General features: G+C 71.8%; 11 protein-coding genes. 7 read left to right on the forward strand and 4 right to left on the reverse strand.

Annotated elements, in window-relative coordinates; genetic code table 11:
- Nucleotides 1–38 precede the first annotated feature (38 nt).
- On the reverse strand, nt 39–794 hold the full coding sequence (locus H0P51_RS02575) for an NYN domain-containing protein (protein ID WP_180916502.1): 756 nt from the start codon (nt 792–794) through the stop codon (nt 39–41).
- The gene (gene trmB, locus H0P51_RS02580; protein ID WP_180918692.1) at nt 794–1,537 is read right to left on the reverse strand and encodes a tRNA (guanosine(46)-N7)-methyltransferase TrmB; all 744 of its coding nucleotides are present in this window, start codon (nt 1,535–1,537) and stop codon (nt 794–796) included. Before trmB ends, H0P51_RS02575 begins: the two co-directional genes overlap by 1 nt.
- Before the next feature lie 152 nt (nt 1,538–1,689).
- Here trmB and H0P51_RS02585 point away from each other — a divergent pair, with 152 nt between their 5' ends.
- The 6 genes from H0P51_RS02585 to H0P51_RS02610 all read left to right on the forward strand — a co-directional run bounded on the left by H0P51_RS02585 (nt 1,690) and on the right by H0P51_RS02610 (nt 10,397).
- Nucleotides 1,690–2,667, forward strand: coding sequence for a hypothetical protein (locus H0P51_RS02585; RefSeq protein WP_180918693.1), 978 nt, complete (start codon nt 1,690–1,692; stop codon nt 2,665–2,667).
- Entirely contained in the window at nt 2,664–4,154 is a 1,491-nt protein-coding gene (locus tag H0P51_RS02590; protein ID WP_180916503.1) for a hypothetical protein, read from the forward strand. Before H0P51_RS02585 ends, H0P51_RS02590 begins: the two co-directional genes overlap by 4 nt.
- 177 nt (nt 4,155–4,331) lie before the next feature.
- Entirely contained in the window at nt 4,332–6,158 is a 1,827-nt protein-coding gene (locus tag H0P51_RS02595) for a phosphoenolpyruvate carboxykinase (GTP) (RefSeq protein WP_180916504.1), read from the forward strand.
- A 454-nt stretch (nt 6,159–6,612) separates the two neighbouring features.
- Nucleotides 6,613–7,887: a sodium:proton exchanger gene (locus tag H0P51_RS02600; protein ID WP_180916505.1), complete on the forward strand. Its 1,275-nt coding sequence runs from the start codon at nt 6,613–6,615 to the stop codon at nt 7,885–7,887.
- Nucleotides 7,888–7,940: 53 nt separating this feature from the next.
- Nucleotides 7,941–9,464: a fatty-acid--CoA ligase FadD4 gene (gene fadD4, locus H0P51_RS02605; protein ID WP_180916506.1), complete on the forward strand. Its 1,524-nt coding sequence runs from the start codon at nt 7,941–7,943 to the stop codon at nt 9,462–9,464.
- A 3-nt stretch (nt 9,465–9,467) separates the two neighbouring features.
- Nucleotides 9,468–10,397: an enoyl-CoA hydratase/isomerase family protein gene (locus H0P51_RS02610; RefSeq protein ID WP_180916507.1), complete on the forward strand. Its 930-nt coding sequence runs from the start codon at nt 9,468–9,470 to the stop codon at nt 10,395–10,397.
- Between the two features lie 2 nt (nt 10,398–10,399).
- On the opposite strand, the gene H0P51_RS02615 is transcribed toward H0P51_RS02610, so the two are convergent.
- Complete coding sequence (locus H0P51_RS02615) at nt 10,400–11,527, reverse strand: acyl-CoA dehydrogenase family protein (RefSeq protein ID WP_246398685.1); 1,128 nt, start codon at nt 11,525–11,527, stop codon at nt 10,400–10,402.
- A 239-nt stretch (nt 11,528–11,766) separates the two neighbouring features.
- Here H0P51_RS02615 and H0P51_RS02620 point away from each other — a divergent pair, with 239 nt between their 5' ends.
- Entirely contained in the window at nt 11,767–12,765 is a 999-nt protein-coding gene (locus tag H0P51_RS02620; RefSeq protein WP_180916509.1) for a MaoC family dehydratase, read from the forward strand.
- A 60-nt stretch (nt 12,766–12,825) separates the two neighbouring features.
- On the opposite strand, the gene H0P51_RS02625 is transcribed toward H0P51_RS02620, so the two are convergent.
- Nucleotides 12,826–26,925 (reverse strand): PE family protein, encoded by a 14,100-nt coding sequence (locus tag H0P51_RS02625; RefSeq protein ID WP_180919293.1) that lies wholly within the window; start codon nt 26,923–26,925, stop codon nt 12,826–12,828.
- Nucleotides 26,926–26,938 lie beyond the last annotated feature (13 nt).

A 26,938-nucleotide genomic window follows, 5' to 3' on the forward strand; every position in this document is an offset into this window, starting at 1 on the left:
TGATCTGCACTGCTCTTCGATTTTCACCGACTCTCGCTCTATACCCGCGAGGTCAACAGCGAGGACAGCGGCCGGAATGGCTGCAGCCATGCTCCCTGCTCAGGTAGCGAATCCAGGCCGATCCGCGGCAGTGGCTCCCGGAAAACACCCGCGATGTCCTCCAGGTCGACGAACTCCAAGCTATCCGACGCTAGCGCCCAACTAGCGTGTTCACGAAATCCAAGCACTTGAACAGGGGTTCCGCCACGCGCCACCTCCTCGAGCGGCAACCGGAACGCCTGACCATCGGCGGACGCCACCATCAGCGCCGCCAGACCTTCCCGATACCGCAGTGCGATGTGTTCGAGCATGTCGCGATCGACGTCGCTGTCCTCATCGATCTTGGGTTTGGCGAACACCGCGAAGCCGACGTTGCGCAACGCGTCCACCCACGGGCGGACTACCTCGGCGCTACCAGGGGCGATGTTGGTGAAGACGGTGGCTTCCGGCTCGATCCGGACCTCGGGCTCGTCCGATATCTCCGACGCCACCTCGGTGGTGCGGGCCAGCAGCCAGCGGCCCAGCGCGTCGAACCGGGGCCGTTCCACCCCGGTCGGCCGGCGGCCCAGGATGGAGCCCAGCCCCATATCAAGGTTGGGGGCGTCCCACACCAGTAGCGCACGCTTCACTGGCTGTTGAACCGGGGAGGTGAACCCGGCGAGTCCCTCCTGCGTCAAATCACCTGCCGCCAGCATCGGGCGGGCCAGGGCTTCTGACGGTTGGGTCGTCAGATCTTTCGTTTCAGTCAGGCTCATCAGTATTCGCGCTTCTTCCATACGAACTCGCAGACGCTGCTGCCCGCTGCTTGGGCCTTCGTCTCGTACTTAGTGGTGGGACGAGTCACCGAGATCGGCAGCGCTTCGGCGCCTGGATCAACACGCACCAGCCGTGGCTCGGAGTCGCCGACCAGCGCAATGTGTTCGGCGTAGCCAGGATGATCGGTCGCTGCGTGCAGCACACCACCAGGGAGTAGCCGGTCCGCGATCAGGGAAACCGTGCCCGTCTGGAGCAGCCGACGTTTGTGGTGGCGGGCCTTGGGCCAGGGGTCGGGGAAGAAGATCCGGACGCCGGTCAATGACGCTGGTGCGATCAGGTCTTGCAGTACATCGACCCCATTGCCGCGGATCAATCGGATATTGGTGACCCCCGCGTTGTCGATGGCGCACAGCAGCTGTGCCAGGCCCCGCCGGTAGATTTCCACGGCGATCACATCGATGTCGGGCTCGGCCTGCGCCATCGCCAGCGTCGACGTGCCGCTGCCACAACCGATCTCCACCACCAGCTGCGCGTCCCGGCCGAACCAGGCGCGCGTGTCCAGCGGCTCGTCGTCGTCGACTTGGCGGCCGAGCTGCGGAAACAGGCGTTCCCAGGTCTCTCGCTGAGCGTCGGACAGCGCGGAGCGCCGCGAGCGGAAACTGCTGGCTGGCAGATAACCCCAGGGCGCGTCGGGCCGTAACCCCACCCCGGGTTGCGCATGCATTTGTCCATGGTGGCCCATGAACCGGGTATGTAGCCGCCTCTGGTCCAGATTGATACCCAACAGTTGCCTTCTGCTGGTAACACAGGGCACCGGCTCGCGGCCTGACAGCGACAATGCCACCATTCGGTGGGAGCTGTTGAGGGCTGTGCAGCAAGGGATAGGGGACACCGATTTTCGTCGATGAGCTGACATCATTCGCCCAGCAGGCCGCTGACCAGCGGATCGCGGACATCGCCGAGCGGCTCGCGGCCCCGGTCGTGGTGGCAGTCCGCGGACGCCCGGGTGTGGGCTGCAGCACCGTCGGCCGCGCACTCGAGTCCGCAGCTGCGGATATCCGGGTAAAAACGGGGGCAGGCGCGGCCGACCTGGACGTCCACGTGTTCGCCGAGGCGGTCAAACCGGAGGACGCGGGGACCTTGCGTCCCTGCCTGGCCGTGCTGAACAAAGCTGACGTGCTACTGGCCGGCGGCGGCACGTCGGACCCGTGGTGCGCCCGGTTCGCCGAGATACTCGGGGTGCCGGTGGTGGCGATGAGCGGGTTGCTGGCGGTGGCAGCGCTAGACGACGTTGATGCGCAGTGCTGGGCGGACCTGCAATCGTTGGCTGCCGACCCCGGCGCGTTGACCGGGTTGGACGGCTCCTTCGACGGTTTCCGGACTGCACCGTTAGTGGTGCCGTCGTCGGCACGAGACCGGTTGCTGCAGGTGCTCGACCTGTTCGGTATTGCGCTGACGGTGACCGCGCTGCGCCGCGACGCCGCACCGGCGCAGATCAGGGCGCTGTGGCGACGAGTCAGCGGCATCGACGCCGTGCTGCAGCAATTGCTGACCGCCGGCGCCGAGGTGCGCTACCGGCGGATGCTGCAGGCCGTCGGGGAGCTGGAGGCCCTCGCGGTGTCCGACGAAAGGGTCGATGCGTTCCTGTCCCGCGACGACACGGTAGCGGCGCGGATGGCGACCGCCCTGGACTTCGTCGACGCCTGCGGGCTGGACGCGGGCCCCGACGAGCCGCTGCGGCGCGCGTTGCACTGGCGGCGCCGCGCACCGCTCGGTGAGCTGCAGCGCACCTGCGCGGCCGACATAGTTCGAGGATCGCTTCGGCTGTGGGCGCAGACCGTCGCGACCCCGATGCGCGCGGTGTCCAAGTGAGGCCCGAAGATGCGGCCGGCAGGGTCGACGCCCTGGTCGCCTCCATCGCGCCGAAGTTGGCGGCACCCGTGGTCAATCGCCGGGAGGTGGTGCTAGTCGCCGGTCCGTGGCTGGCCGGGGTGACCGCGGTGGCCACCGCGCTGCGGCAACGGCTACCCCAACACAACTTCGTGGAGTCCACCGAACTCGAACCCGGTGCCGCACCCAAGGCGGTGGTTTTCGTGGTGTCCGCGGCCGCACCACTGACCGATTCCGACTGCTCCCTGCTGGACGCCGCCGCCGAGAACACCGACGTGGTAGTGGCCGTAGTCGCCAAGATCGACGTGCACTACGCCTGGCGCGACGTGCTGGCCGACGACGAGGCCAAGCTGGCCCGGCATGCGCCGCGGTACGCCCGGGTGCCCTGGGTGGGTGCCGCCGCGGCGCCGGAGGTGGGCCCCCCGCAGGTTGACGACCTGATAGCGGCGGTGCAGGGGCAGCTCGCCGACTCTGACACTGCGCGGCGCAACCGGTTGCGGGCGTGGGAGTCGCGGCTGCAGAAGGCCGCGCAACGCTTCGATCGCGACGCCGACGGTGCCGGGCGACGGGCGCGAGTGGACTCGCTTCGCGAGGAACGCAGCGCCGCGTTGCGGCAGCGCCGACAATCCAGGAGCGAGCGCTCGATCATGCTGCGCGGCCAGATTCAGCAGGCCCGGGTCCAGTTGTCCTACTTCGCCCGCAACCGGTGCTCGTCGGTGCGCACCGAACTGCAGGAGGACATCGCGGGTTTGCCGCGCCGTGCCATGGCCGGGTTCGAGGCGGAGGTACGCCGCCGCCTTGAGGGGGTCGCCGGCGAGGTGGCCGCCGGCGTGGACAGCGACCTCGTCGAGGTCGCCCGACACGTTGGCGTACCCCTGGAGCTGCCCGCCGCCGAGCGGCCGACGGTGTCGCTGCCGGCCGCGCAACTGAAGTCGCGGCGGTTGGAGACCAGGTTGTTGATGGTGTTCGGTGTGGCGTTCGGGCTCGGTGTCGCGTTGACGCTGAGCCGGGTGGTTGCCGGTCTGGCACCGCGGCTACACCCCGGCCTGATGGCCGCCGGAATCGCCGGGTGCGCTGCGCTGGGATTGGCGATGGCCGCCTGGGTGGTGCACATCCGCACCTTGCTGGGCGATCGGGCGGCGCTGGACCGCTGGGTGGGGGAGGCGACGTCGTCGCTGCGATCGGTGCTCGAGCAAACGGTGGCCAGCCGGGTGGTGGTCGCCGAGTCGTTGCTGAGCACCGAGGTGACGGCCCACGACGAAGTGGAGAACGCCCGGGTAAACGACAAGGTCAGCCGGATCGACGGTGAACTGCGCGAGCACGCCCTGGCCGCCGCGCGGGCCGCCGCCGCGCGGGACCGGGAGATGCCGACGATCCAGGCCGCGCTGGACGCGGTGCGCGCAGAACTCGGCGATCCCAGCAGCGCGCCGATCGCCCCACATTCAGACGCAGGTAGCAACAGTTTTTGATCTTCTGAATCGGTCTTGTGAGCAGTCTTATACCTGCCCAGGACTTCCCCCACAAGTGATGCGCGATAACCTGTAACAAAGGGCCATCGCTGTGAGCAGCCACATGCGTTCGTGCCTACGGGACCAGAACAAACCGACAACCGCCGTTTACGTAGCAGCAGAATTCAGGAGAGTTCGATGACCTCAGCAACCATTCCCGGCTTGGATACCGCACCCACGAAACACAAGGGGCTGCTGTCCTGGGTCGAGGAGGTTGCTGAGCTCACCCAGCCCGATCGGGTGGTGTTCACCGACGGCTCCGACGAGGAGTTCAAGCGGCTCTCCGAGCAACTGGTCGAGGCGGGTACGTTCCAGCGCCTCAACGAGGACAAGCACAAGAACTCCTTCCTGGCGCTGTCCGACCCGTCCGATGTCGCCCGGGTGGAGTCGCGGACCTTCATCTGCTCCGAGCGCGAAGTCGACGCTGGTCCGACCAACAACTGGTACGACCCGGCTGAGATGCGGGAGCTGATGACGGACCTCTACCGCGGGTGTATGCGCGGTCGCACCATGTACGTGGTGCCGTTCTGCATGGGTCCGCTGGGTGCCGAAGACCCGAAGCTGGGCGTGGAGATCACCGACTCCGAATACGTCGTAGTGTCCATGCGCACCATGACCCGGATGGGCAAGGCCGCGCTGGACAAGATCGGTGACGACGGATTTTTCGTCAAGGCGCTGCACTCGGTGGGTGCTCCGTTGGAGGACGGCCAGAAGGACGTGCCGTGGCCGTGCAACGAGACCAAGTACATCACCCACTTCCCCGAGACCCGCGAGATCTGGAGCTACGGGTCGGGCTACGGCGGCAACGCGCTGCTGGGTAAGAAGTGCTACTCGCTGCGGATCGCCTCGGCGATGGCCCACGACGAGGGCTGGCTGGCCGAGCACATGCTGATCCTCAAGCTGATCTCCCCAGAGAACAAGGCGTACTACTTCGCCGCGGCGTTCCCGTCGGCGTGTGGCAAGACCAACTTGGCGATGTTGCAGCCGACAATTCCGGGCTGGCGCGCCGAGACCCTCGGTGACGACATCGCCTGGATGCGGTTCGGCAAGGATGGCCGGCTCTACGCGGTCAACCCTGAGTTCGGTTTCTTCGGAGTGGCACCGGGCACCAACTGGAGCTCCAACCCCAACGCGATGAAGACCATCGAGGGCGGCAACACGGTCTTCACTAACGTCGCGCTGACCGACGACGGCGACGTGTGGTGGGAGGGCCTGGAAGGCGACCCGCAGCACCTGATCGACTGGAAGGGTCGCGACTGGACGCCCGAGTCGGGTGAGAAGGCCGCGCACCCCAATTCCCGCTATTGCACCCCGATGTCGCAGTGCCCGATCCTGGCCCCCGAGTGGGACGACCCGCAGGGCGTGCCCATCTCGGGCATCCTGTTCGGCGGTCGCCGCAAGACGACGGTGCCGCTGGTCACCGAGGCCCGCGACTGGCAGCACGGCGTGTTCATCGGCGCCACCCTGGGCAGCGAGCAGACCGCCGCGGCCGAGGGCAAGGTCGGCAACGTGCGTCGCGACCCGATGGCGATGCTGCCGTTCCTGGGCTACAACGTCGGCGACTACCTGGGCCACTGGATCGACCTGGGCAAGCAGGCCGACGAGTCCAAGCTGCCGAAGATCTTCTTCGTCAACTGGTTCCGCCGCGGCGACGACGGCCGCTTCCTCTGGCCGGGCTTCGGCGAGAACAGCCGGGTGCTCAAGTGGATCGTGGACCGCATCGAGCACCGGGCCGGCGGCCGGACCACCCCGATCGGAACAGTCCCGTCCGCCGAGGACATGGACCTCGATGGACTGGATGTCGACGCCGCCGATGTGGCCGCAGCGCTGGCCGTCAACACCGAGGAGTGGCGCGAGGAGCTGCCGCTGATCGAGGAGTGGCTGGAGTTCGTCGGCGAGAAGCTGCCGACCGGCGTCAAGGATGAGTTCGACGCGCTCAAGGAGCGGCTGTCGCAGGCCGACTAGGTCGCACACGCTGACGCAAAGCACCCGCTTCCGGCTTGGGAAGCGGGTGCTTTGCGTTGGGGGAGTTTGTGGCGCGCGGCTGGGCCTCCGCAGCATAATCAGCTTTGCCAAATAATATTCTTTGGGCGACCAAACTCGTCAATCAGTGCCTTTGAACTGCGAATCTAAGGTGAGCCTACTTACAAAACCGATAGCGGTTCTAAGTTGCCAACACCTGAGAACCGGGTTAGCCTCAAACGCAGCGAAGGGGAGTAGTTCCAGATCGCCGCGCAGAGCCGGCGACTTGCGGATGGTCGACATACTGGCGATTTCGGCTTCGGCTGAGGTGCCCGGTCATCCACCGGAATGGTTTTCCGGCGAGCGAGACCTTCGGCCGACACAGCAACATCGTCGGTCCGAGGTCTCGCCGCGCGCCGACGGACCCGGATCGCCAAACCGGGAGGATCCACCGGACATGGCCCCGCTCGCCGACCGCCGCCGAACCCGGACGGCCGCGCACACACTGATCCGTTCCCTGCTCATCACCCTGCTGTTCATCACCCCCGCACTGGTAGCGCGCATCGCTGGACTGCACCCGGCACCAGTGGTGTCCCTGGTCAGCTACGGCGCAGCCGTCGTCGCCGCCAGCTTTCTACTCGCCTGGGCGGCCGAGGCCGCACAGATCGACGTGTCGGGAGGGCTCGCCATCGCAGTGCTCGCCCTGATTGCCGTGCTGCCGGAATACGCCGTCGACCTCTACTACGCCTACACCGCCGGGCACAACGCCGCCTACACCCAGTACGCGGCTGCCAACATGACCGGGTCGAACCGACTGCTGATGGGACTTGGCTGGCCGGTCGTGGTGCTGGTCGGACTGTGGGTGGCGCGCCGGATCGTGCGCAAGGCCGACGGCATCACCCTCGAGCGCGGCAACCGCATCGAGCTCGGGTTCCTGCTGATCGCCGGCGTGGTCGCATTCCTCGTCCCCCTAACCGGCCGCATCCACCTGACCCTCGGCATCGCGCTGCTGGGCTGGTTCGGGTTCTACCTCTACAAACTGACCCGCGGGGAGGTCGAGGAGCCGGAGCTGATCGGCACTGCCGCAGCGCTGGGCACCCTGCCGCGCCGGGCACGCCTGATCGTCGTCGGCACCATGTTCGCCTTCGCCGCCGCGGTAATTCTGGCCTCCGCGCAACCGTTCGCCGAGAGCATGATCGCCGCGGGTGACCAACTGGGCATCGACCGGTTCCTGCTGGTGCAGTGGCTGGCTCCGCTGGCCTCGGAGGCGCCGGAGTTCGTGATCGCCATCATCTTCGCCGCCCGCGGCAAGGGCACCGCGGCCATCGCGACGCTGATCTCGTCGAAAGTCAACCAGTGGACGCTGCTGATGGGATCGCTGCCGATCGCCCACCTGGCCGGCGGCGGCGGAACCAGCCTGGTGCTGGACGGCCGGCAGGTCGAGGAGATGCTGCTGACCGCGACCCAGACCATGATGGGTGTGGCGCTGATCCTGGCACTGCGATTCCACCGCTACACGGCGTGGACGTTGTTGGCGTTGTTCGTCGCGCAGTTCCCGATCACCTCGACCGAGGGCCGGCTGGTGCTGAGCGCCGTCTATGCCGTGGTGGCGGTGGTCGCGTTGGTGGTGAACCGTCGCCACGTGTTGCCGACGCTGCGGGCGCCGTTCGCCCGCATCGAGGAGTCGCCGGAGCTGGTCGGGCGCACCGTGCGCGTCCTTGCGCGGAGCTAGTTCGCGTAGCGGCGCGAGACACCCGTCAAATCCGGGCATCGTAGAGTTCAGCCATGCAGATCCGCTCGCACGCCGTGGCGCACCCCGACAAGCCCGCGGTTATCCTGTACCCCTCGGGCACGGTGGTGACGTTCGGAGACCTGGAGGCTCGTGCCAACCGGCTGGCGCATTTCTTTCGTCGGGCGGGCTTAACCGAGGGCGATGCCGTCGCGATCCTGATGGAGAACAACGAGCACATCCACGCGGTGATGTGGGCGGCGCGGCGCAGCGGGCTGTACTACGTGCCGATCAACACCCATCTGACCGCAGCCGAAGCGGCCTACATCGTCGACAACAGCAACGCCAAGGCCATCGTCGGGTCCCAGGCGCTGCGCGATGTCTGCGCCGGCCTGGGCGAGCACTTGCCCGGCGGGCTGCCGCAGCTGCTGCTGATCGCGGACGGTTCGCTTCAGGGTTGGCAGCGCTACCCGGAATGCGTTGCCGGGCAACCAGATACGCCGATCGATGATGAGATCGAGGGTGATCTGCTGCAGTATTCGTCGGGAACCACCGGCCGACCGAAGGGCATCAAGCGCGAATTGCCGCACGTCCCACCGGAAGACGCGCCGGGCATGATGTCGGCGCTGGTCGGTTTCTGGATGGACCCTTCGACGGTGTACCTGAGCCCGGCGCCGCTGTACCACACCGCGCCCTCGGTGTGGTCGATGACCGTGCAGGCCGCCGGTCTCACCACCGTGGTGATGGAGAAATTCGACGCCGAAGGGACACTGCGCGCAATCCAGAGCTACGGCGTGACACACGGCCAGTTCGTGCCGGCCATGTTCGTGCGGATGCTGAAACTGCCTGATGCGGTGCGTGATTCATACGACCTGTCCACCCTGAAGCGGGTCATGCACGCCGCGGCCCCCTGTCCGGTGCAGATTAAGAAGCAGATGATCGACTGGTGGGGGCCGATCGTTGACGAGTACTACGCGTCCTCGGAGGCGATCGGCTCGACACTGATCACCGCCGAAGAATGGCTGGCACATCCGGGCTCGGTGGGCAGGCCCATGATGGGCGCCTTACACATCCTCGACGAGGACGGCAACGAACTGCCGCCGGGCCAGCCGGGCGAGATCTACTTCGAAGGCGGATACTCGTTCGAGTACCTCAACGACCCGTCCAAGACCGCGTCATCGCGCGACAAACACGGGTGGATGACCGTCGGCGACATCGGCTACCTCGACGAGGAAGGCTATCTGTACCTGACCGACCGTCGCCATCACATGATTATCTCCGGCGGGGTGAACATCTATCCCCAGGAGACCGAGAACCTGCTTGTCACTCATCCAAAAGTGATGGACGCTGCGGTCTTCGGCGTCCCGGACGACGAGATGGGTCAGCGGGTGATGGCGGCGGTGCAGACCGTCGACCCCGACGACGCCACCGACGCGTTCGGCGAGGAGTTGCTGGCCTGGTTGCGCGAAAAGCTGTCCCACTTCAAGTGTCCTCGCTCCATCGCGTTCGAAAAGGCGTTGCCGCGCACCGATACCGGCAAGCTCTACAAGAACGAGCTGGTCGAGAAGTATTCGGTGTGACCGATGTTCCGGGTGGTCGACTTGTCCAACCCGCCGGATATCGACGTGGCGTGGCCGCCCGGCGTGATCGTGGCGTACGGGCCGTTGGTCGATGAATTTTGGCTTGAGGCAGCAACTTTCACATTGAGCGAGAGACCTTGCCCTGATCGGCGGGTCGTTACCGTGGCTTCGGTGCCGCAGGCGTTGACCGAACTCGCCCAGCGGTATGAACGGTGGCCGCAGGCCGGCGCGGTCTGCGATGACGTGCTGCGCAGCCTGGACCCGGCGGGGCCGACGGCGGCCGGATTGGTCACCGAGTCGCTGGCCTACTCGACACTGCAGGCCGGCCCGGAGTTCGCGCGCTGGCTATCCGAACGCGGCCCAGCTCAGTCGCCGACCACCGCCGACCCGGTTGTGGCACAACGAGATGGCGATGTACTCCGGGTCACCTTCAACCGGCCGGCACGGCACAACGCGTTCTCCACCGACATGCGGGGGGCGCTACTCGAGGCGCTGGCCGTTGCTCAATTGGATACGTCGGTAGCTGCCGTGGTGCTGAACGGTAACGGTCCGTCGTTCTGCAGTGGCGGTGACCTCGCCGAATTCGGCAGCTTTGCCGACCCGGCCAGCGCCCACCTGGCCCGCACTAGACACAGCCCGGCCATGGTGCTCGACGAGCTGACCAGCCGGCTCGGGCGGTCATGTCGGGCACAGGTGCACGGACAGGTGCTGGGAAGCGGGCTGGAGATGGCCGCATTCTGCGGATATGTGGTGGCGCAGCGAGATTCGGTGTTCGGCCTACCGGAGCTCAGCTTAGGGCTGATCCCCGGTGCGGGTGGCACGGTCAGCGTCACACGGCGGATCGGACGTTGGCGCACCGCGTATCTGGTGCTCTCCGGTCGCACCATCGACGTGCCGACCGCCCTGGACTGGGGCTTGGTGGACGCCGTCTGAAATCAGATTCCGCCGCGGGAAACCAGTTGTGAAGCAATGACATTGCGCTGTATTTCATTGGTGCCCTCGCCGACGATCATCAGCGGCGCATCGCGGAAGTAACGTTCTACGTCGTATTCGGTGGAGTAGCCGTAGCCGCCGTGGATCCGCACCGCGTTCAGCGCGATCTCCATAGCCACTTCTGAGGCGAACAGCTTGGCCATTCCGGCCTCCATGTCGCAGCGCTGGCCGCTGTCGTACCGTTCGGCGGCATAACGGGTCAATTGGCGAGCCGCGGTGAGTTTGGTTGCCATGTCGGCCAGATAGTTACCGACGGACTGATGCTTCCAGATGGGCTGGCCGAAACTCTCGCGCTGCTGCGCGTACTCGAGCGCGTCTTCCAGCGCGGCCGTGGCCACCCCCAGCGCCCGCGCCGCCACCTGGATGCGACCCGTCTCGAGGCCCTTCATCATCTGCGAGAAGCCTTGTCCGGGTTCGGCGCCCAGGATGGCTGACACCGGAACCCGGAAGCCGTCGAAGGAAAGCTCGCACGTCTCGACGCCCTTATAGCCCAACTTGGGCAGGTCGCGGGAGACCGTCAAACCCTGGCCGTGCTCGACCAGAAGCACCGAGATGCCCTTATGGCGCGGGCTGGCGTTCGGGTCGGTCTTGGCCAGCAGCGCAATCAAGCCGGACCGGCGGGCGTTGGAAATCCAGGTCTTGGAACCGCTGACCACCAACGTGTCGGAGCCGTCGGGCAGGGCCGTCGTCGACATGTTCTGCAGATCCGAACCGCCGCCGGGTTCGGTCAGCGCCATCGTGGCGCGCAGCTCCCCGGTGGCCATCGGCGGCAGGTACTTTCGTTTCTGCTCCTCGGTGCCGAACAAACCCAGCAGCTTGGCCACCACCGTGTGCCCACCCATCGCACCGGCCAGGCTCATCCAGCCGCGCGCCAGCTCCTGGGTGACTTGGACGTAGCAGGGCATCGAGACCGGTGAGCCGCCGTACTCCTCCTCAATGGCCAGCCCGTAGATGCCGATGCGCTTCATCTGCTCGATCCACTGCTGCGGGTAGGCGTTGGCGTGTTCCACCTCGCGGACTGTCGGTTTCACGTCGCGGTCGATGAACGCACGCACGGTGGCGACCAGCATCGCTTCGTCGTCGTCGAGTTCAATGCTCACTTGATACGGCCTCTCGGTCGGCATTTCTCGGGGCGGTCGGAGGTGAATCTCCCGACGCAAAATCGGCATGTAGCGTCGGGAGATTCACTCTCGGCGGGTGGGTGTCGGGCGGTTGACGCGGTGGGTGGTGGGGCGGATGGGTGTGGTTGACGAGGTGCGTGGCGGGGTGGTGTAACCCTCGTCCAGACAGCCTGCCAGCATGTGGATTCGTGACTAACGGGTATACGGGCATCCGGTCGGGCGGGCCCTACTTCGACGACCTCTCGGTTGGCCAGGTGTTCGACTGGGCGCCCTCGGTGACCCTGACACCCGGGTTGGCCGCCGCCCACCAGGCGATCGTGGGGGACCGGTTGCGGCTGGCCCTGGACGCCGATCTGAGCGCCGCGGTAACAGGCGCTCCGGCGGCTCTGGCCCATCCGGGGCTGGTGTGCGACGTGGCGATCGGGCAGTCGACTTTGGCCACCCAGCGAGTCAAAGCCAATCTGTTCTATCGAGGGCTCACCTTCCACCGGTTCCCGGTGCTCGGCGACACCCTCTACACCCGCACCGAAGTTGTCGGCATGCGCGCCAATGCGGCAAAGCCCGGCCGGGCACCCACCGGACTGGCGGCGCTGCGGATGACCACCATCGACCAGGCCGACCAGTTGGTGCTGGACTTCTACCGCTGCGCGATGCTGCCGGCCAGCCCGGACTGGCAGGGCACCGACCGGGCCGACGACTTGTCCGTAATCGGTGCCGACGCGGCGCCGCCGGCAGAACCGCCGACCGATTCCTGGGACGCCGACGCATTTCGGCGCCGGGTACCCGGCCCGCACTTCGACCCCGCGATCGCCGGTGCAGTGTTGCACAGCACTGCCGACGTGGTCAGCAGCGCCGCCGAGCTTGCCCGCATCACACTGAATATTGCTGCTACTCACCACGATTCGAGGGTCAGCGGGCAGCGCCTGGTGTACGGCGGACACACGATTGGCCTGGCCTTCGCCCAGGCCAACCGGCTGCTGCCCAACCTGGTGACGGTGCTGGGCTGGAAATCCTGCGATCACACCGGGCCGGTCCGGGAAGGCGACACCTTGTACAGCGAGCTGCACGTCGAGTCCGCTTCCGACGGTGTGCTGGGGCTGCGGTCGCTGGTGTACGCGGTCAGCGACGCGGCCGGTGAGCCGGACCGCCACGTGCTGGACTGGCATTTCAGCGCACTGCAGTTCTGAGTTATTGCAGGTCGACCACCCGGGCCCGCTGCTGGACCGGGGCGGTCGGCCTGCCCGTCTCTAGGGGCTCCCCGCCTTACCGGTGCTACCGACCGCACCCGGGTTGCCGGCGTTGCCGGTGCCGTCGCCGCTGCCGCCGGCGCCGCCGTTGCCCGCGGTGCCGCCACTGCCGCCGGTGCCGCCGCCGGTCCCGTTGCCGCCGTCGCCGCCGCTGGGACCCTTGCCGCCGTCGCCGCCGTTGCCGTTGGAACCGGAAGCCGCGTTGCCGCCGCCACCACCGGTCTGACCGCTAACGGCACTGCCTCCGGCGCCCCCGCCGCCGCCGCTGCCCGCGGCACCCGGATTGCCGGAGACGGAGCTGCCGCCGGTGCTGCCCGCGCCCCCGGCGCCGCCCTTGCCACCGGTGCCGCTGGCACCGCCTGTACCACCGTTGGGGTGGCTCACCGTGCTGTTGCCAGTAGCGCCGTTGCCACCGGTGCCGGGTGCCCCGCCGGCACCGCCGGTTCCGCCGGTTCCACCGGCCCCGCCATTGCCGCTGCCCAGGGCGTTGCCCCCGTTACCCGCGGCCCCGCCCGTCCCACCGACTCCGCCGTTGCCGCCCTTGCCGCCGGTGCCGTCGTTGAATGCGAACGTGGAGTCACCCGCGGTGCCGTTGCCGCCCTGGCCGCCATTGCCGGCGGTACCGCCGTTGCCGCCGTTGCCGCCATCACCGGAGATCGAACCGCCGTTGCCGCCCTTGCCGCCCGCGCCGCCGGACCCGCCGGTCATGCCGGAGTTTCCATCGGTACCGGCGCCGGAGACGGGGGTGGCGTTCGCGCCAGTCGCACCGTTGCCGCCGTTGCCGCCGTTGCCGCCGTTGCCGACGTTGCCGCCGTTGCCGCCGTCGCCGCCCGCGGTGCCGCTGGCGCCGGCTGCGGTGGGACTGAAGCCCTTTCCGCCGCCGCCGCCGTTACCGGCCGGCGTCGTCACCGCGGCACCGGCGGTGCCGTTGACACCCGCGCCGACGCCGGCGTTGCCGACACCGGCCGTGCCACCGGAGCCTGCGGTGCCGGCATCGCCGCCATCGCCGCCCCTGGCGCCGGGACTGCTGGCGCTGGTGGAGTCTCCGCCCTTGCCGCCGTCGCCAGGAGTTCCGGCGTTGCCGCCGTTTCCGCCCGATCCGCCGAAGCCCTGGGTGCCCGAGGTGACAGTGCCCGCGGCACCGCCGTTACCGCCCGCGCCGCCGTTGGCGCCGCTTCCGCCGTTACCACCGGCCTGACCAGGGTTGCCGTCGATGCCGGCGCCGCCGGTGCCCCCGTTACCGCCGTTGCCACCCGCACCGCCGCTGCCGCTGTTACCGGAGACGGTGCCGCCGGCACCGCCGTTACCGCCGGTGCCACCCTTGCCGCCGGCCGTACCACTGGTTCCGGACGCGCCCGGGCCGGTGCCGTTGACGCCGTTGGTGCCGTTGGCCGCGTTGCCGCCGGCGCCGCCATTGCCACCCGTGCCGTAGGTGCCGCCGTTGCCGCCGGTACCGCCATTGCCGCCGTCGGCGCCGGCGACGGTACCGGTGGAAGCGTCGTAGCCGTTGCCGCCGTTACCGCCGTTGCCGACGGTGCCCAGCGGTGTTCCGTTGGTTCCGGCGGTGCCGTTGGCGGCCTGGTTGGCGCCGTTCCCGTCGGTGCCGCCGATGCCGGTCGCGCCGGCCTTGCCGACGTAAGCGGTGCCGCCGTTGCCGCCGTTACCGCCATTGGGGTTGGTGACGGTGCCGTTCGCGCCGTTGCCGCCGTCACCGGGGGTACCGCCGTTGGCGCCGTCGCCCGCGTTCCCGCCCTTGCCGCCCGCTCCCACGGTTCCGCTCGGTGCCGCGCCGCCCTTGCCGCCGTTGCCACCGGCGCCGCCGTCGCCGCCCGCACCGCCGTTACCGCCGTTCTGGGCGGAGCCGATGCCGGTGCCGTACTGGTTGACGTCGGTGACACCGTTGCCGCCGCGGACGCCGTTGCCGCCCGCGGTGCCATTGCCACCATTGCCGCCGTAGCCACCGGTGCCGCCGTTGCCGCCGTCCACACCGCCGCTGCCGCCGTTACCGCCTGCGCCGCCAGCGCCGCCGGTGTGGCCATCGGTACCGTTGCCGCCGAGCGCCGCGGCGTTGGTGCCGCTCACCGTCGCCGAGGCGCCGTTGCCACCGTTGCCGCCATTGCCACCGTCGCCGATCCGGCCGCCGGCGCCGCCGTTGCCGCCGGACCCGCCAACCTGGCTCGGGGTGAGGGCGTTGTAGCCGTTACCGCCCTGGCCGCCGTTGCCGTTCGGGATGTTCACCGACGCACCGGCGTTGCCGTTGCTGCCAGTGGTCGACCCGGCACCCCCGCTGCCGCCCGCTCCGGCCGTTCCGGCGTTGCCACCGGCGCCGCCGTTGCCGCCGTTGCGGAAGTTCTGGGTGCCGTTCGCGCCGGCTCCGCCGTCACCGGCCGCTCCGGCGTTGCCACCGTTACCGCCGCTGCCGCCCGCGCCGGCCGCCGCCTGAGCGCCGCCGCCGCCCGCCGCCTTACCGCCGACGCCACCGGCGCCACCAGCTCCGCCTTGGGCACCGCTGCCGCCGTTGCCACCGTTCTGACCGCCGCCGACGCCGTTGCCCTGGCCGTAGTCTTGCCCAGCGACACCGTACTTGCCGACGACGCCGTTGCCGCCGTTGCCGCCGTCGGCGCCCGCCCCGCCGGCACCGCCGACGCCACCCGCGCCAGCCGCGGTTCCGCCGTTGCCGCCGGCACCGCCGGCACCGCCGGCACCACCGACTTGACCGCTGGTACCACTGTCGCCGGGGTTGGTTCCGTTGACGCCGTTGGCTCCGGCCGCGCCGTTGCCGCCGGCACCGCCGGTGCCGCCGTTGCCGTGGTCACCGCCGTCGCCGCCGTTACCGCCGATGCCGCCGCTGGCGCCCGGGGTAGTGGGGCTGAATCCTGCCCCGCCGGTGCCGCCGGCCCCGCCGGCGGTGCTGGTGTTCGAGACACCGGCCGAACCGTTGGCGCCGGGGGTGCTGCCCGCGCCACCCTTGCCGCCGGTACCCACCGTGATGCCGGTGTCGCCGCCGTGGCCGCCGTTACCGCCGGTGGTGTGCGTTGCGTCGCCGGCAGCGCCGGTGCCGCCGGCGCCGCCCAGGCCGGGGGTCCCGCCCTGTCCGCCGTTGCCGCCGTTGCCCCTGGTGCCATTAGTGACGGTTCCAGCGTCACCGGCCTGACCACCGGTCCCGCCCGCGCCACCATTGCCGCCGTCGCCGCCGTTGCCGAGGCTGACCGGGTCGCTCCAATCGCCGGTGGCGCCCTTACCGCCGGTGCCGCCGGTGCCGCCCACACCGCCGTCACCACCGTTGCCGCTGTTGCCGCTCACCCAGCCGCCGTTGCCGCCCTTGCCGCCGTCGCCGCCGGTGCCGCCGGTTCCGCCGTCGGCGCCCTTGCCGGTGGTCGGGAAAGTGCCGTCGGCGCCGGTGACGCCGGTACCGCCCTGGCCGCCGTGGCCGCCGTTGCCGCCGTTGCCGTAGGCACCGGCGTCGCCGCCGTCGCCACCGCTGTAGCCCTTAGCGCCGGCGCCAGGCACGCCGAAGGCGTCGCCGCCGTCGCCGCCGTCACCCCGCTGCGTTCCCGGGCTCACCAGTTGCCCGTCAATACCCGTCTGACCTGTATTGCCCGAGCCGGCGGTTCCCGTTCCGGGTGTGCCTGCGGCCCCACCCTTGCCCGGGTTGCCTCCGGCGCCGCCGTCGCCGCCGCCGAGGAAGCCGTCGCCGCCGGCGCCGCCCTGGCCGGCGGTGCCGCCGTTGCCACCGCTGCCGGCGTTACCGCCGACACCAGCCGGGTTGTTCCAGCCGCTGCCGCCGGTGCCGCCGTTGGCACCGCTGCCTGCGTTGCCGCCCGCCCCGGCGTAGCCGTTGTAGATACCGCTCTTACCGCCGGCCCCACCGTCGCCGCCGTTGCCGCCGGCCTGACCATTAGTTCCGTTCGGGTTCGTGGCGGAATCGCCGTTCGTGCCATTCGCGCCGACGACGCCGTTGCCGCCGTCACCGCCGTTGCCGCCGTTGCCGTAGTTGCCGCCGTCGCCGCCGGCGCCACCCTGGCCGCCGTTCGCGCCAGGGGTCGTCGGGTTGTAGCCGTCGCCGCCGTCGCCGCCGTTACCGCCGATGCCGGTGGGCGTGTGGCCGACGTTGCCGCCGACTCCGTTCGTGCCAGTGGTGGAGCCGGTGCCGCCGGTGCCGCCCGGGCCGCCGCCCGCACCGGCGCCGGGGTTGCCGCCCTTGCCGCCGTGACCGCCGTCGGGGTTGGACTTGGTGCCGTCGGCGCCGCGGCCGCCGTTACCTTGCTGGCCGCCGTCGCCGCCGTCGCCACCACCACCCGCGTTGCCCCCGGCCCCGGAGGTGCTACCCGCGCCGCCCTTGCCGCCGTCGCCGCCCTTGCCGCCGTCGCCGCCACTGCCGCCATTGCCGGCGTCCTGGCCGCCGCCGATGCCGTTGCCGTAGGCATCGGTGTTCGCTACACCGTTGGCGCCGTTAGCCCCGGCCCCGCCGGTACCGCCGTCGCCGCCGTGGCCCCCGGTCCCTGCCGCGCCGCCGGCGCCCTGGGTGCCCTGGAAGCCGTACAGACCCGCGGTGCCGGCCGCGCCCCCATCGCCGCCGTCGCCGCCCTTGCCGCCCGCACCGCCGATGCCGCCGGATTGGCCGCTGTTGGCGCCCTGGCCGTTGCTGACGTAGCCGGCGGCACCGGTGCCGCCGTTCCCGCCGTCGCCGCCGCCGCCGCCGACGCCGCCCTGGCCGCCCGCGCCGCCGTTACCCAGCATGGTGCCGGCGTTGCCGCCGGCGCCGCCGCGGCCACCCGCGCCGCCGGCCTGTCCGGCAGTGCCGTTGATGTTGTTGGCGGAGCCGCTGATGCCGTTCGTGCCGTCGGTGCCGGCCGCGCCGTTCCCGCCGGCGCCACCGTCGCCGCCGCTGCCGTAGCTGCCACCGTTGCCGCCGTGGCCACCCTGACCGCCGGCAGCACCAGGCGCCGTGGCCGTGTAGCCCGCGCCGCCGTGCCCGCCGTTGCCGGCCGGAGTGGTGGGCACCGAACCGTCGCTGCCGTCGTTGCCAGCCGTGGAGCCGCTACCGCCGGTGCCGCCGCCGCCTGCCTTGCCCGGGCTGCCGCCGTTGCCGCCGGCCCCGCCCGTGGTGTAGGTGGCGGTACCTGTGGCACCACTACCGCCATCACCGGGCGTGCCGGCGTTCCCGCCGACACCCGCATTGCCGCCGACGGCGGTGCTGCCGTTGCTGGCACCGTTCTGGCCGGCGCCGCCGACGCCGCCGTTACCACCGTCTCCGCCGTCGGCGCCGCTGCCGCCGTTGCCACCGTTCTCGCCGCCGCCAATGCCATTGTTGTAGAGGTTCGAACCGGATTGCCCGTCGCGGCCGGTCCAACCGGTGCCGCCGGTGCCGCCATTGGCGCCGGTGCCCGCCGCCCCGCCGTTACCGCCGTGCTGGCCAGCGCCCTGACCGATGCCGCCGGCACCGCCGTTGCCACCCGAACCGCCGGCCTGGCCGTCGGTGCCGTTGGGGTTCGCCGCGGTGCCGTTGACACCGTTGGCGCCGGCTATGCCCTGACCGCCGGCACCGCCATCGCCGCCGTTGCCCTGCGAGCCGCCGTTACCGCCGGCGCCGCCATTCCCGCCGCTGGATCCAGCGGCGGCAGAGGTGTAACCCGCACCGCCCTTGCCGCCGTTGCCGGCCGACCCGCTGACCGAGGCGCCTGCGCTGCCGGCGTTGCCAGCGGTGCCACCGGTCCCGCCGGTGCCCGCCGCGCCGGCCGTGCCGCCCGCACCTGCCTTGCCGACGTTGCCGCCGTTGCCGCCGTTGCCGCCGTTGATGTAAGCGGAGGTGCCGTCCGCGCCGTTACCGCCGTCGCCCGGCCGTCCCGCGTTGCCACCGTTGCTGGCGTTACCGCCGTTACCGTTTGCGCCTGCGCTGGCGCCGGTGCCGCCGGCCGCGCCACCGTTGCCGCCGGTGCCGCCGTTGCCGCCGGTGCCGCCGTTGCCGCCGGTGCCGCCGTTGTAGCCACCGCCATTGTTGCCGGCGGTGTTGTTGACGCCCGAGATGCCGTCGGCGCCCCTGGCGCCGGTACCGCCGTTGCCCGCGGTTCCGGCCGAGCCACCGTTGCCCGCGTTACCGCCGTTGCCCGCGGTGCCGCCGCTGCCGCCGGACGCGCCGCCAGCCCCGCCGTTACCACCGGCGCCGCCGCTGCCCGCGTTGCCGCCGCGCTGACCGTCCAGGCCCGGACCGCTGGTGTTTGCGCCGCTGGCACCGTCGAGGCCGTTGCCGCCGTTACCGCCGGTGCCGCCGCTGCCGCCAGCGCCGCCGTTGCCGCCCATGCCGCTGCCGCTACGGGCGCCACCCTGTCCGCCGGCGCCACCGTTGCCGCCGCGCTGGCCGATGCTGCCATCCGGGTTCGCTGAATTGACGCCATCAGCGCCTCGCGCACCGGTCGCGCCGTTACCACCATCGCCACCATTGCCACCATTGGCGCCGCCACCGGCGCTGCCTGCCTTGCCGGCCCCGGTGCCCGTGGTGGAACCGCTGGAGTTTGCGCCACCGGCTCCAGCGGTCCCCACGGCGCCAGCGGCACCACCCTTACCGCCCTTACCGCCGTCGATGTTGGCGGTGTTCGCGACGCCGTCGGCACCAGTTCCGCCATCGCCACCAGCGCCGGCGTTACCGCCATTGCCGCCGGTGCCACCGGTCCCGTTGCCCGCGTAGGTGGTGCCATTGCCATTCAGGCCGCCCGCGCCGGCTTTACCACCGGCCCCGCCGGTGCCACCGCCGCCGCCGTTGCCGCCATTGGCGGCTCCGCCCAAACCATTGGCCGTGGTAACCCCGGCCTTACCGTCGACGCCCTGAGCGCCGTACCCGCCGGCCCCGGCGTTGCCGCCGTTGCCTCCGTTGGAACCGGCCGCAGCCACACCGTTGGCTGCGGCGGACGCGGTGTTGTCGCCGTTGAGGCCCTTGGCGCCGCCGTTACCGCCGTTGGCGCCGTTACCACCGATTCCGCCGTTGCCGCCCTTGGCGCCATCACCGACACCGGTGCCGTAGTTGACTCCGGTGACGCCGTTGGCGCCGGCCGCCCCGGCGCCGCCCTTACCCGCCGTCCCAGCCGCGCCACCGTTTCCACCGGCCCCGCCCGCACCGGTGGTGCCGGTGGCCCCGCCGGCTGCGCCGCCCTTACCGCCGGCGCCACCGTTACCACCAGCGCCAGCGTCGCCACCCTTCTGGCCGGCGTTGCCTACGCCATTGGCGCCGGTGCCGGTTGCATCCGCACCGTTGGCACCGCTGCCGCCGGCCCCGCCGACACCACCCTTGCCGCCGGCGCCGCCGTTGCCGTCGTGGATGGCAGAGCCGGTGCCGCTACGAGCACCACCCTGTCCGCCGTCGCCGCCCTTGCCGCCGTTGGTGCCTGCGGTGCCGCTGTCTCCGGGGTTGAGGCCGTTGGTGCCTGCGGTGCCGTCGGCGCCGTTACCGCCGCCGCCGCCGTTACCGCCGTTGGCGCCGGCACCGCTGAGGGCCTGGCCGGGGTTGCCGCCCGGGCCGGTCCCGCCGGCGCCGCCGGCACCGACTGTGCCGGCGTTGCCGCCGCGGCCGCCTTTGCCGCCGTCGATCGATCCGGTGGAAGCGGTGGTGCCATTAGCGCCGTGTCCGCCGTCGCCGCCGGCGCCGGCGTTGCCACCCACACCACCGGCCCCGCCCGCACCCTGCACCGCGCCGTCGGCGCCGCCTCCACCGACGGTGGTGCCTTTAAGACCGTGCGTGCCGCCGGAGCCGCCATTACCGCCGGTGCCGCCGGCGCCGCCGTTGCCGCCGTCCTGGGCGCCGCCGATCCCGTTGCTGTACTGGTTGGCGGCTTCGACTCCGTCAGCGCCCTTGGCGCCGGCCCCGCCGTTGCCGCCGGCCCCGCCGGCCCCACCGCTGGAGGCGTTGCCGCCGTTACCGTTGGTGCCCACGCTGGCGCCCGCACCGCCGGCCGCGCCACCGTTGCCACCGTTGCCGCCGTTGGCGCCGGCCCCACCATTACCGCCGTTACCACCGTTTTGGCCGCCACCGACACCGGTGTTGTAGGCATTTTGCCCAGCCACCCCGGCCGCGCCGGTGACACCGACCCCGCCCTTGCCGGCCGTGCCCGCGTTACCACCGTTACCGGCCGCCCCGCCATTGCCGGCCGTGCCCGCCACGCCGCCGCCGGTACCGCCGCCACCGGCGGCACCGCCCTGGCCGCCGTTGCCGCCCTTACCGCCGGCCCCGGCGTTACCGCCGTCCTGACCGGCGCCGATCCCGTTGCCGTAATTCTGCGTGGACCCGTCATGGCCATCGGCCCCCGAACCGCCCTGGCCGCCGCCGCCGCCCTGACCGCCGGCACCGCCGGCACCGCCATGGGTCTGCACCCCCGCCGGAGTCTGCGACCCACTGGCCGCCCCACCGGCGCCACCCTGACCACCGTTACCGCCACCGGCGCCCGCAGTGCCACTGACACCCGCGTTGACGCCGTTGATGCCCGCGGCGCCCTCAGCGCCATTACCGCCGCCACCACCATTACCGCCATTAGCACCGAAGCCCGAGTTAGCCTGACCGCCGCCGGCGTTGGCGCCGCCGACGCCGACCGCGCCGGCGTTACCGCCGGCCCCGCCCTTACCACCATCGAGATTGGCGGTTCCGGCGATGCCATTGGCGCCGCGGCCGCCGTCACCGGCGATGCCCGCGTTGCCGCCCACACCACCGGCTGCGTTGGCACCGTTAGCGCCGGGCGTGGCCGAGCCGCCGAAGGCCTGACCGCCGGTGCCGGAGGCGCCACCGGCTCCGCCGGTACCGCCGGCACCGCCGGTACCGCCGTCCTGACCGCCGCCCACACCGTTGCCGTACTGGCTGGACCCGGCCACCCCATTGGCTCCGGTAGCGCCGGCACCGCCGCCACCACCCGCGCCACCGGTGCCGCCACCGCTGGCGTTGCCACCGTTTCCGTAGGCCCCGGTGCTGCCGCCGGTGCCGCTTCCTGCGGCCCCGCCTTTGCCGCCGTTGCCGCCGTCGGCGCCGGCCCCGCCAGCCCCGCCGTTGCCGCCGTTCTGACCACCACCGATACCGGTGCTGTAGGCGTTTTGCCCAGTCACACCGGCCGCACCGTTGGCTCCGGCGCCGCCCTTGCCGGCCGTGCCCGCGTCGCCGCCATTACCGGCGGCACCGCCGCTACCTGCGCTGCCCGCGACACCACCACCGGTGCCACCGCTGCCGGCGTCACCGCCCTGCCCGCCATCACCACCGGTACCACCGGCACCAGCGTTACCGCCGTTTTGTCCGTTGCCCCCCGGGCCGCTCAGCGCCGAACCGCTGGCCCCGGCCAAACCGCTGCCGCCCTTACCGCCGACCCCGCCCTTGCCGCCGGCACCACCATTACCGCCATGCGTGGTGACCCCGGCCGCGTCCTTGCTGCCGCTGGCCGCACCGCCGGCACCACCCTGACCGCCCTTGCCGCCGTTGGTGCCTGCGGTGCCGCTGTCGCCGGGGTTGAGGCCGTTGGTGCCTGCGGTGCCGTCGGCGCCGTTGCCGCCGCCGCCGCCGTTACCGCCGTTGGCGCCGGCACCGCTGAGGGCCTGGCCGGGGTTGCCGCCCGGGCCGTTACCGCCGGCGCCGCCGGCACCGACTGTGCCGGCGTTGCCGCCGCGGCCGCCTTTGCCGCCGTCGATCGATCCGGTGGAAGCGGTGGTGCCATTAGCGCCGTGTCCGCCGTCGCCGCCGGCGCCGGCGTTGCCACCCACACCACCGGCCCCGCCCGCACCCTGGGTGGCCGTGGTGAGCCCGTTGCCGTCCTTGCCGGCGGTGCCGCCGTTGCCACCCGCACCGCCGGTACCACCGGCACCGCCGTTACCGCCGTCCTGACCGCCGCCCACACCGTTGCCGTACTGGCTGGACCCGGCCACCCCATTGGCTCCGGTAACGCCCGCACCGCCGGCACCACCTGCGCCGCCCGCACCGCCGTTGCTAGCGTTGCCGCCGGTCCCGTAGCCGCCGGCGCTGGCTCCGGCGCCCTTGCCCGCGAGCCCGGCCGCGCCGCCGTTGCCGCCATTGGCGCCCTTACCACCGGCCCCGCCGTTGCCGCCGTTCTGACCACCACCAACACCGGTGCCATATTCGTCGACACCCGCAACGCCGTCGGATCCGCTGGCACCGGCCCCGCCCTTGCCGGCCGTCCCCGCGTCGCCGCCAATACCGCCAGCCCCGCCGCTACCCGCGCTGCCCGCGACACCCCCACCGGTGCCACCGCCGCCGGCGTCACCGCCCTGCCCGCCGCTGCCGCCGTTGCCTCCGGCGCCGGCGCTACCACCGGTCTGTCCGGCACTGACGCCATTGCCGTACTGGTTAACGCCGCGCACTCCGTTGTTGCCGTCGAGCCCGCTACCGCCGGTGCCACCGGCACCACCTTTGCCGCCGGCGCCGCCGTTGCCGCCGTGCGTTTGCAGTCCGGCCGATGTCTGGCTCCCGCTGGCGGTGCCGCCCGCCCCGCCGGCGCCGCCGCTGCCCCCGTCGGTTCCGGTGGTGCCGCCGTCGCCCGGGTTGAGGCCGCTCTTGCCGGCGATGCCATTGGCGCCATCTCCGCCGGCGCCACCGCTACCGCCGTTGGCTCCGAACCCGGTGTTGCCCGCCGCTCCGACGTTGGGGTCGAGGGGGTTAGTGCTGCCCGCAGCGTTGGCCCCGCCAGCTCCCGCGGTGCCCACAGCGCCGGCGTCGCCGCCTCTACCGCCGTCACCACCGTTGAGGTTGGCGGTGTTGGCGATACCGTCCGCACCCCTGCCACCGTTGCCGCCGACTCCGGCCGCCCCGCCGTTGCCGCCCTTACCGCCGGTACCGTCGCTGGCGTGGGTGGTGGTACCGGCATTGAGGCCGCCCGCCCCCGCCTTTCCACCCGCTCCACCGGTCCCGCCGCCACCGCCGTCACCGCCGTCGGTGCCCGCACCGAGCCCATTTGCTGTGGTTACCCCGGCCGTGCCGTCGACACCGTTCGCGCCGCTACCGCCGGCGCCCGCGTTGCCGCCGTCGCCGCCGTTGCTGCCGGCCGCACCCAGTCCGTTGGCCGCACTTGAGGTGCTGCCGTCACCGTTAAGGCCGGCCCCGCCCCCGGTACCGCCGCGGGCGCCGTTACCGCCGGTCCCGCCGGCCCCACCCTTGCCGCCGTCACCGACACCCGTGCCGTAATTCACGCCGGTGACGCCGTTGGCTCCGGCCGCACCGCTACCACCGTTACCCGCCGTACCGGCAGCCCCGCCATTACCGCCCGCACCGCCGGCACCCACCGCGCCGACACTGCCGCCGTGCGAACCCGCACCGCCGGCAGCACCACCCTTACCGCCGCTACCGCCGTCACCGCCGGCCCCGGCATTACCGCCGGTCTCGCCCGCGTTACCCACGCCCGCTGCCGTCGTGCCCGTCGCGTCCGCACCAGTTACGCCCGAACCGCCGGTACCACCGACACCGCCGGTGCCGCCGGCCCCGCCCGTACCGCCGCTGGTGCCGGCCCGGCCGGCCGCGCCTCCCTGACCGCCGTTACCGCCGTTGCCACCTCGTTGCGCGTCGCCGCCACTGGCTCCGGCGCCGACACCGTTGATGCCATTGGCCCCGACGGCGCCGTTACCGCCGGTGCCACCGTTACCGCCATTGACGCCATGGCCGTCTTGGCCGTTTACGACGGGGCCGATGCCGTTGTCGCCGCCCAGGCCCTTCAGGCCGGCCAGTCCAGCGCTTCCGCCTTTACCACCGTCGGAACCATCGATGTGCGCAGCGGTGCCGTTAGCACCGCGACCGCCATTCCCGGCCGCGCCGGCATCGCCGCCGTTGCCGCCGATTCCATTGGTGCCCGCCTTGGCGGTGTTGCCCAGGTGGTCGGTGCCGCCCGCTCCGCCTGCTCCACCGTGGCCGCCGTCGGCGCCACTGCCGCCGTTGCCGCCGTTGCCGCCGTTCACACCGGCGACGGAGCTGTCCTGACCGTTGACACCATTGCCGCCGGCACCGCCAGTGCCGCCGTTGCCGCCGGCCCCACCGACGCCGCCGGTGCCAGCGATGGAACCACCCTTGCCGCCGTATCCACCCGCGCCGCCGGTACCGCCGGCAGTACCGTCGGTGCCGCTGTCGCCCGCGTTGACGCCGTTGACGCCGGCCTTGCCGGACGCCCCGTTTCCGCCGGCGCCGCCCGCGCCACCGTTGCCGTAATTGCCGCCGTTACCGCCGTGGCCACCGTCGCCGCCGCTGGCGCCGGCAACCGAGCCGGTCGCCGCGTCGTAACCAGCACCGCCATTACCGCCGTTGCCGCCTGTGCCGGTGCCGGCGGTGCCGGCAGCGCCGTGCTTACCGATGACCGACCCGTAGCCTCCGGTACCGCCGGTGGCGGCGCCGGCGCCGTTGTTACCGCCGTTACCGCCGTTGCCGCCGTTGGGGCTGAACGCGTTGCCGGCAGCGCCGTTGCCGCCGTTGCCGCCGATGCCTCCGGTGCCGCCGTCACCGCCGTTGCCGCCCCGGCCGAGGATGCCGTTCTCGCCGAACAGCAAACCGCCCCGCCCACCCGCACCACCATTGCCGCCGTTGCCACCGAGAGCGCCGGTGCCGCCGTCGCCGCCGTCTTGGCCGTCCCCGCTGGGGTAAGTGCCGTCAGCGCCGTTGGCTCCGGAGGTGCCGGTGCCGCCCTTGCCACCCATGCCGCCGTTGCCGCCGTTGCCGCCGTCGCTGAACAGCAGGCCGCCGCGACCGCCCGCGCCGCCGTCGCCGCCGTTCCCGCCATTGACGCCGGTGCTGCCGATGCCACCGTTGCCGCCGTCGCCGCCTACCCCACCGTTGCCGTACAACCACCCGCCGTTGCCGCCGCCGCCGCCAGTGCCGCCGTTGTTCCCGGCGCCGCTGGCGCCCCCGGCTCCACCGGCACCGCCGGTGCCCAGCAGCCAACCGGCGTTACCGCCCCGACCGCCGGTACCGCCAATCTTCGCCCCGGTTCCACCGGTACCGCCCGCTCCACCGGGGCCGTAGAAGCCGCCGGTGCCGCCGGCCCCACCGAGGCCACCGCTGTCGGTGGTGCCAATACCGCCGATGCCGCCCGCTCCACCGGATCCACCTGACAGCCACCCGGCGTCGCCACCGGATCCACCGGAACCGCCGGTGCCTGCGCTGCCACCGGAACCGCCGGCGCCACCTGCGCCCGCGAGCAGCCCGCCGTGGCCGCCGTCGCCTCCGACACCACCGAAACCGCCCGAGGGTCCGGTGCCGCCGGCCCCGCCGGCACCGCCCGAGCTGATCAGCCAGGCATCGCCGCCGTGCCCACCGGTGCCGCTGAGACCTGTTGGACTGGTGTTGGCCCCGCCGGCCCCGCCGGCGCCACCGTCGCCGTAGATCCATCCACCCTGGCCGCCGGCGCCACCCGATCCGCCATTGGCGCCGGAACCGCCAGCCCCACCGGTGCCACCGGAACCGATCAGCCAGGCCCGGCCGCCCGCACCACCGATGCCGCCGGTCCCCAGCCCGTTGAGGTTGGGGCCGCCAATTCCGCCCGAGCCGCCGCTGCCGTACAACCAGCCGCCGTTGCCGCCGCGCCCTCCGGCGCCGCCGTTAGCGGTGGTCGACGCGCCGCCTGCCCCGCCTGCCCCGCCATTGCCGATCAATCCCGCGTTTCCGCCTGCCCCGCCGGCCTGCCCGGCGGCGCCGCCGGCACCCGCACCACCGTTGCCGATCAGCAACCCGCCGTCCCCGCCGGCCTGGCCGGGCAGTGACCCGTTGGCGCCGTTGCCGATCAGCGGACGGCCGAGCAACACCTGGGTAGGCGTGTTGATGACACCCAGCACGGCCTGTCCGAGCCCCTCGAGTGGCGCCGCGCTGGCGGCCTCGGCCAGCGAGTAGGAACCGGCGCCGGCCGCCAGGTTCTGCATGAACTGTTGGTGGAAGGCCGCCGCCTGGGCGCTCATGTCTTGGTAGGCCTGGCCGTAGTTGCCGAACAGCGCCGCGATGGCGGCGGACACCTCGTCTTGCGCCGCGACGACCAGGCTGGTGGTGGAGGCTGCCGCGGTTGCGTTGGCCGATTCCAGCGTGGCCCCGATGCCCGCCAGATCTGAAGCCGCGGCTGACAACACGTCCGGCGCTGCAATGAAGTACGACATCGGGAACCGCCCA

The sequence above is a fragment of the Mycobacterium vicinigordonae genome, from assembly GCF_013466425.1.
Taxonomy (GTDB): Bacteria; Actinomycetota; Actinomycetes; order Mycobacteriales; family Mycobacteriaceae; genus Mycobacterium; species Mycobacterium vicinigordonae.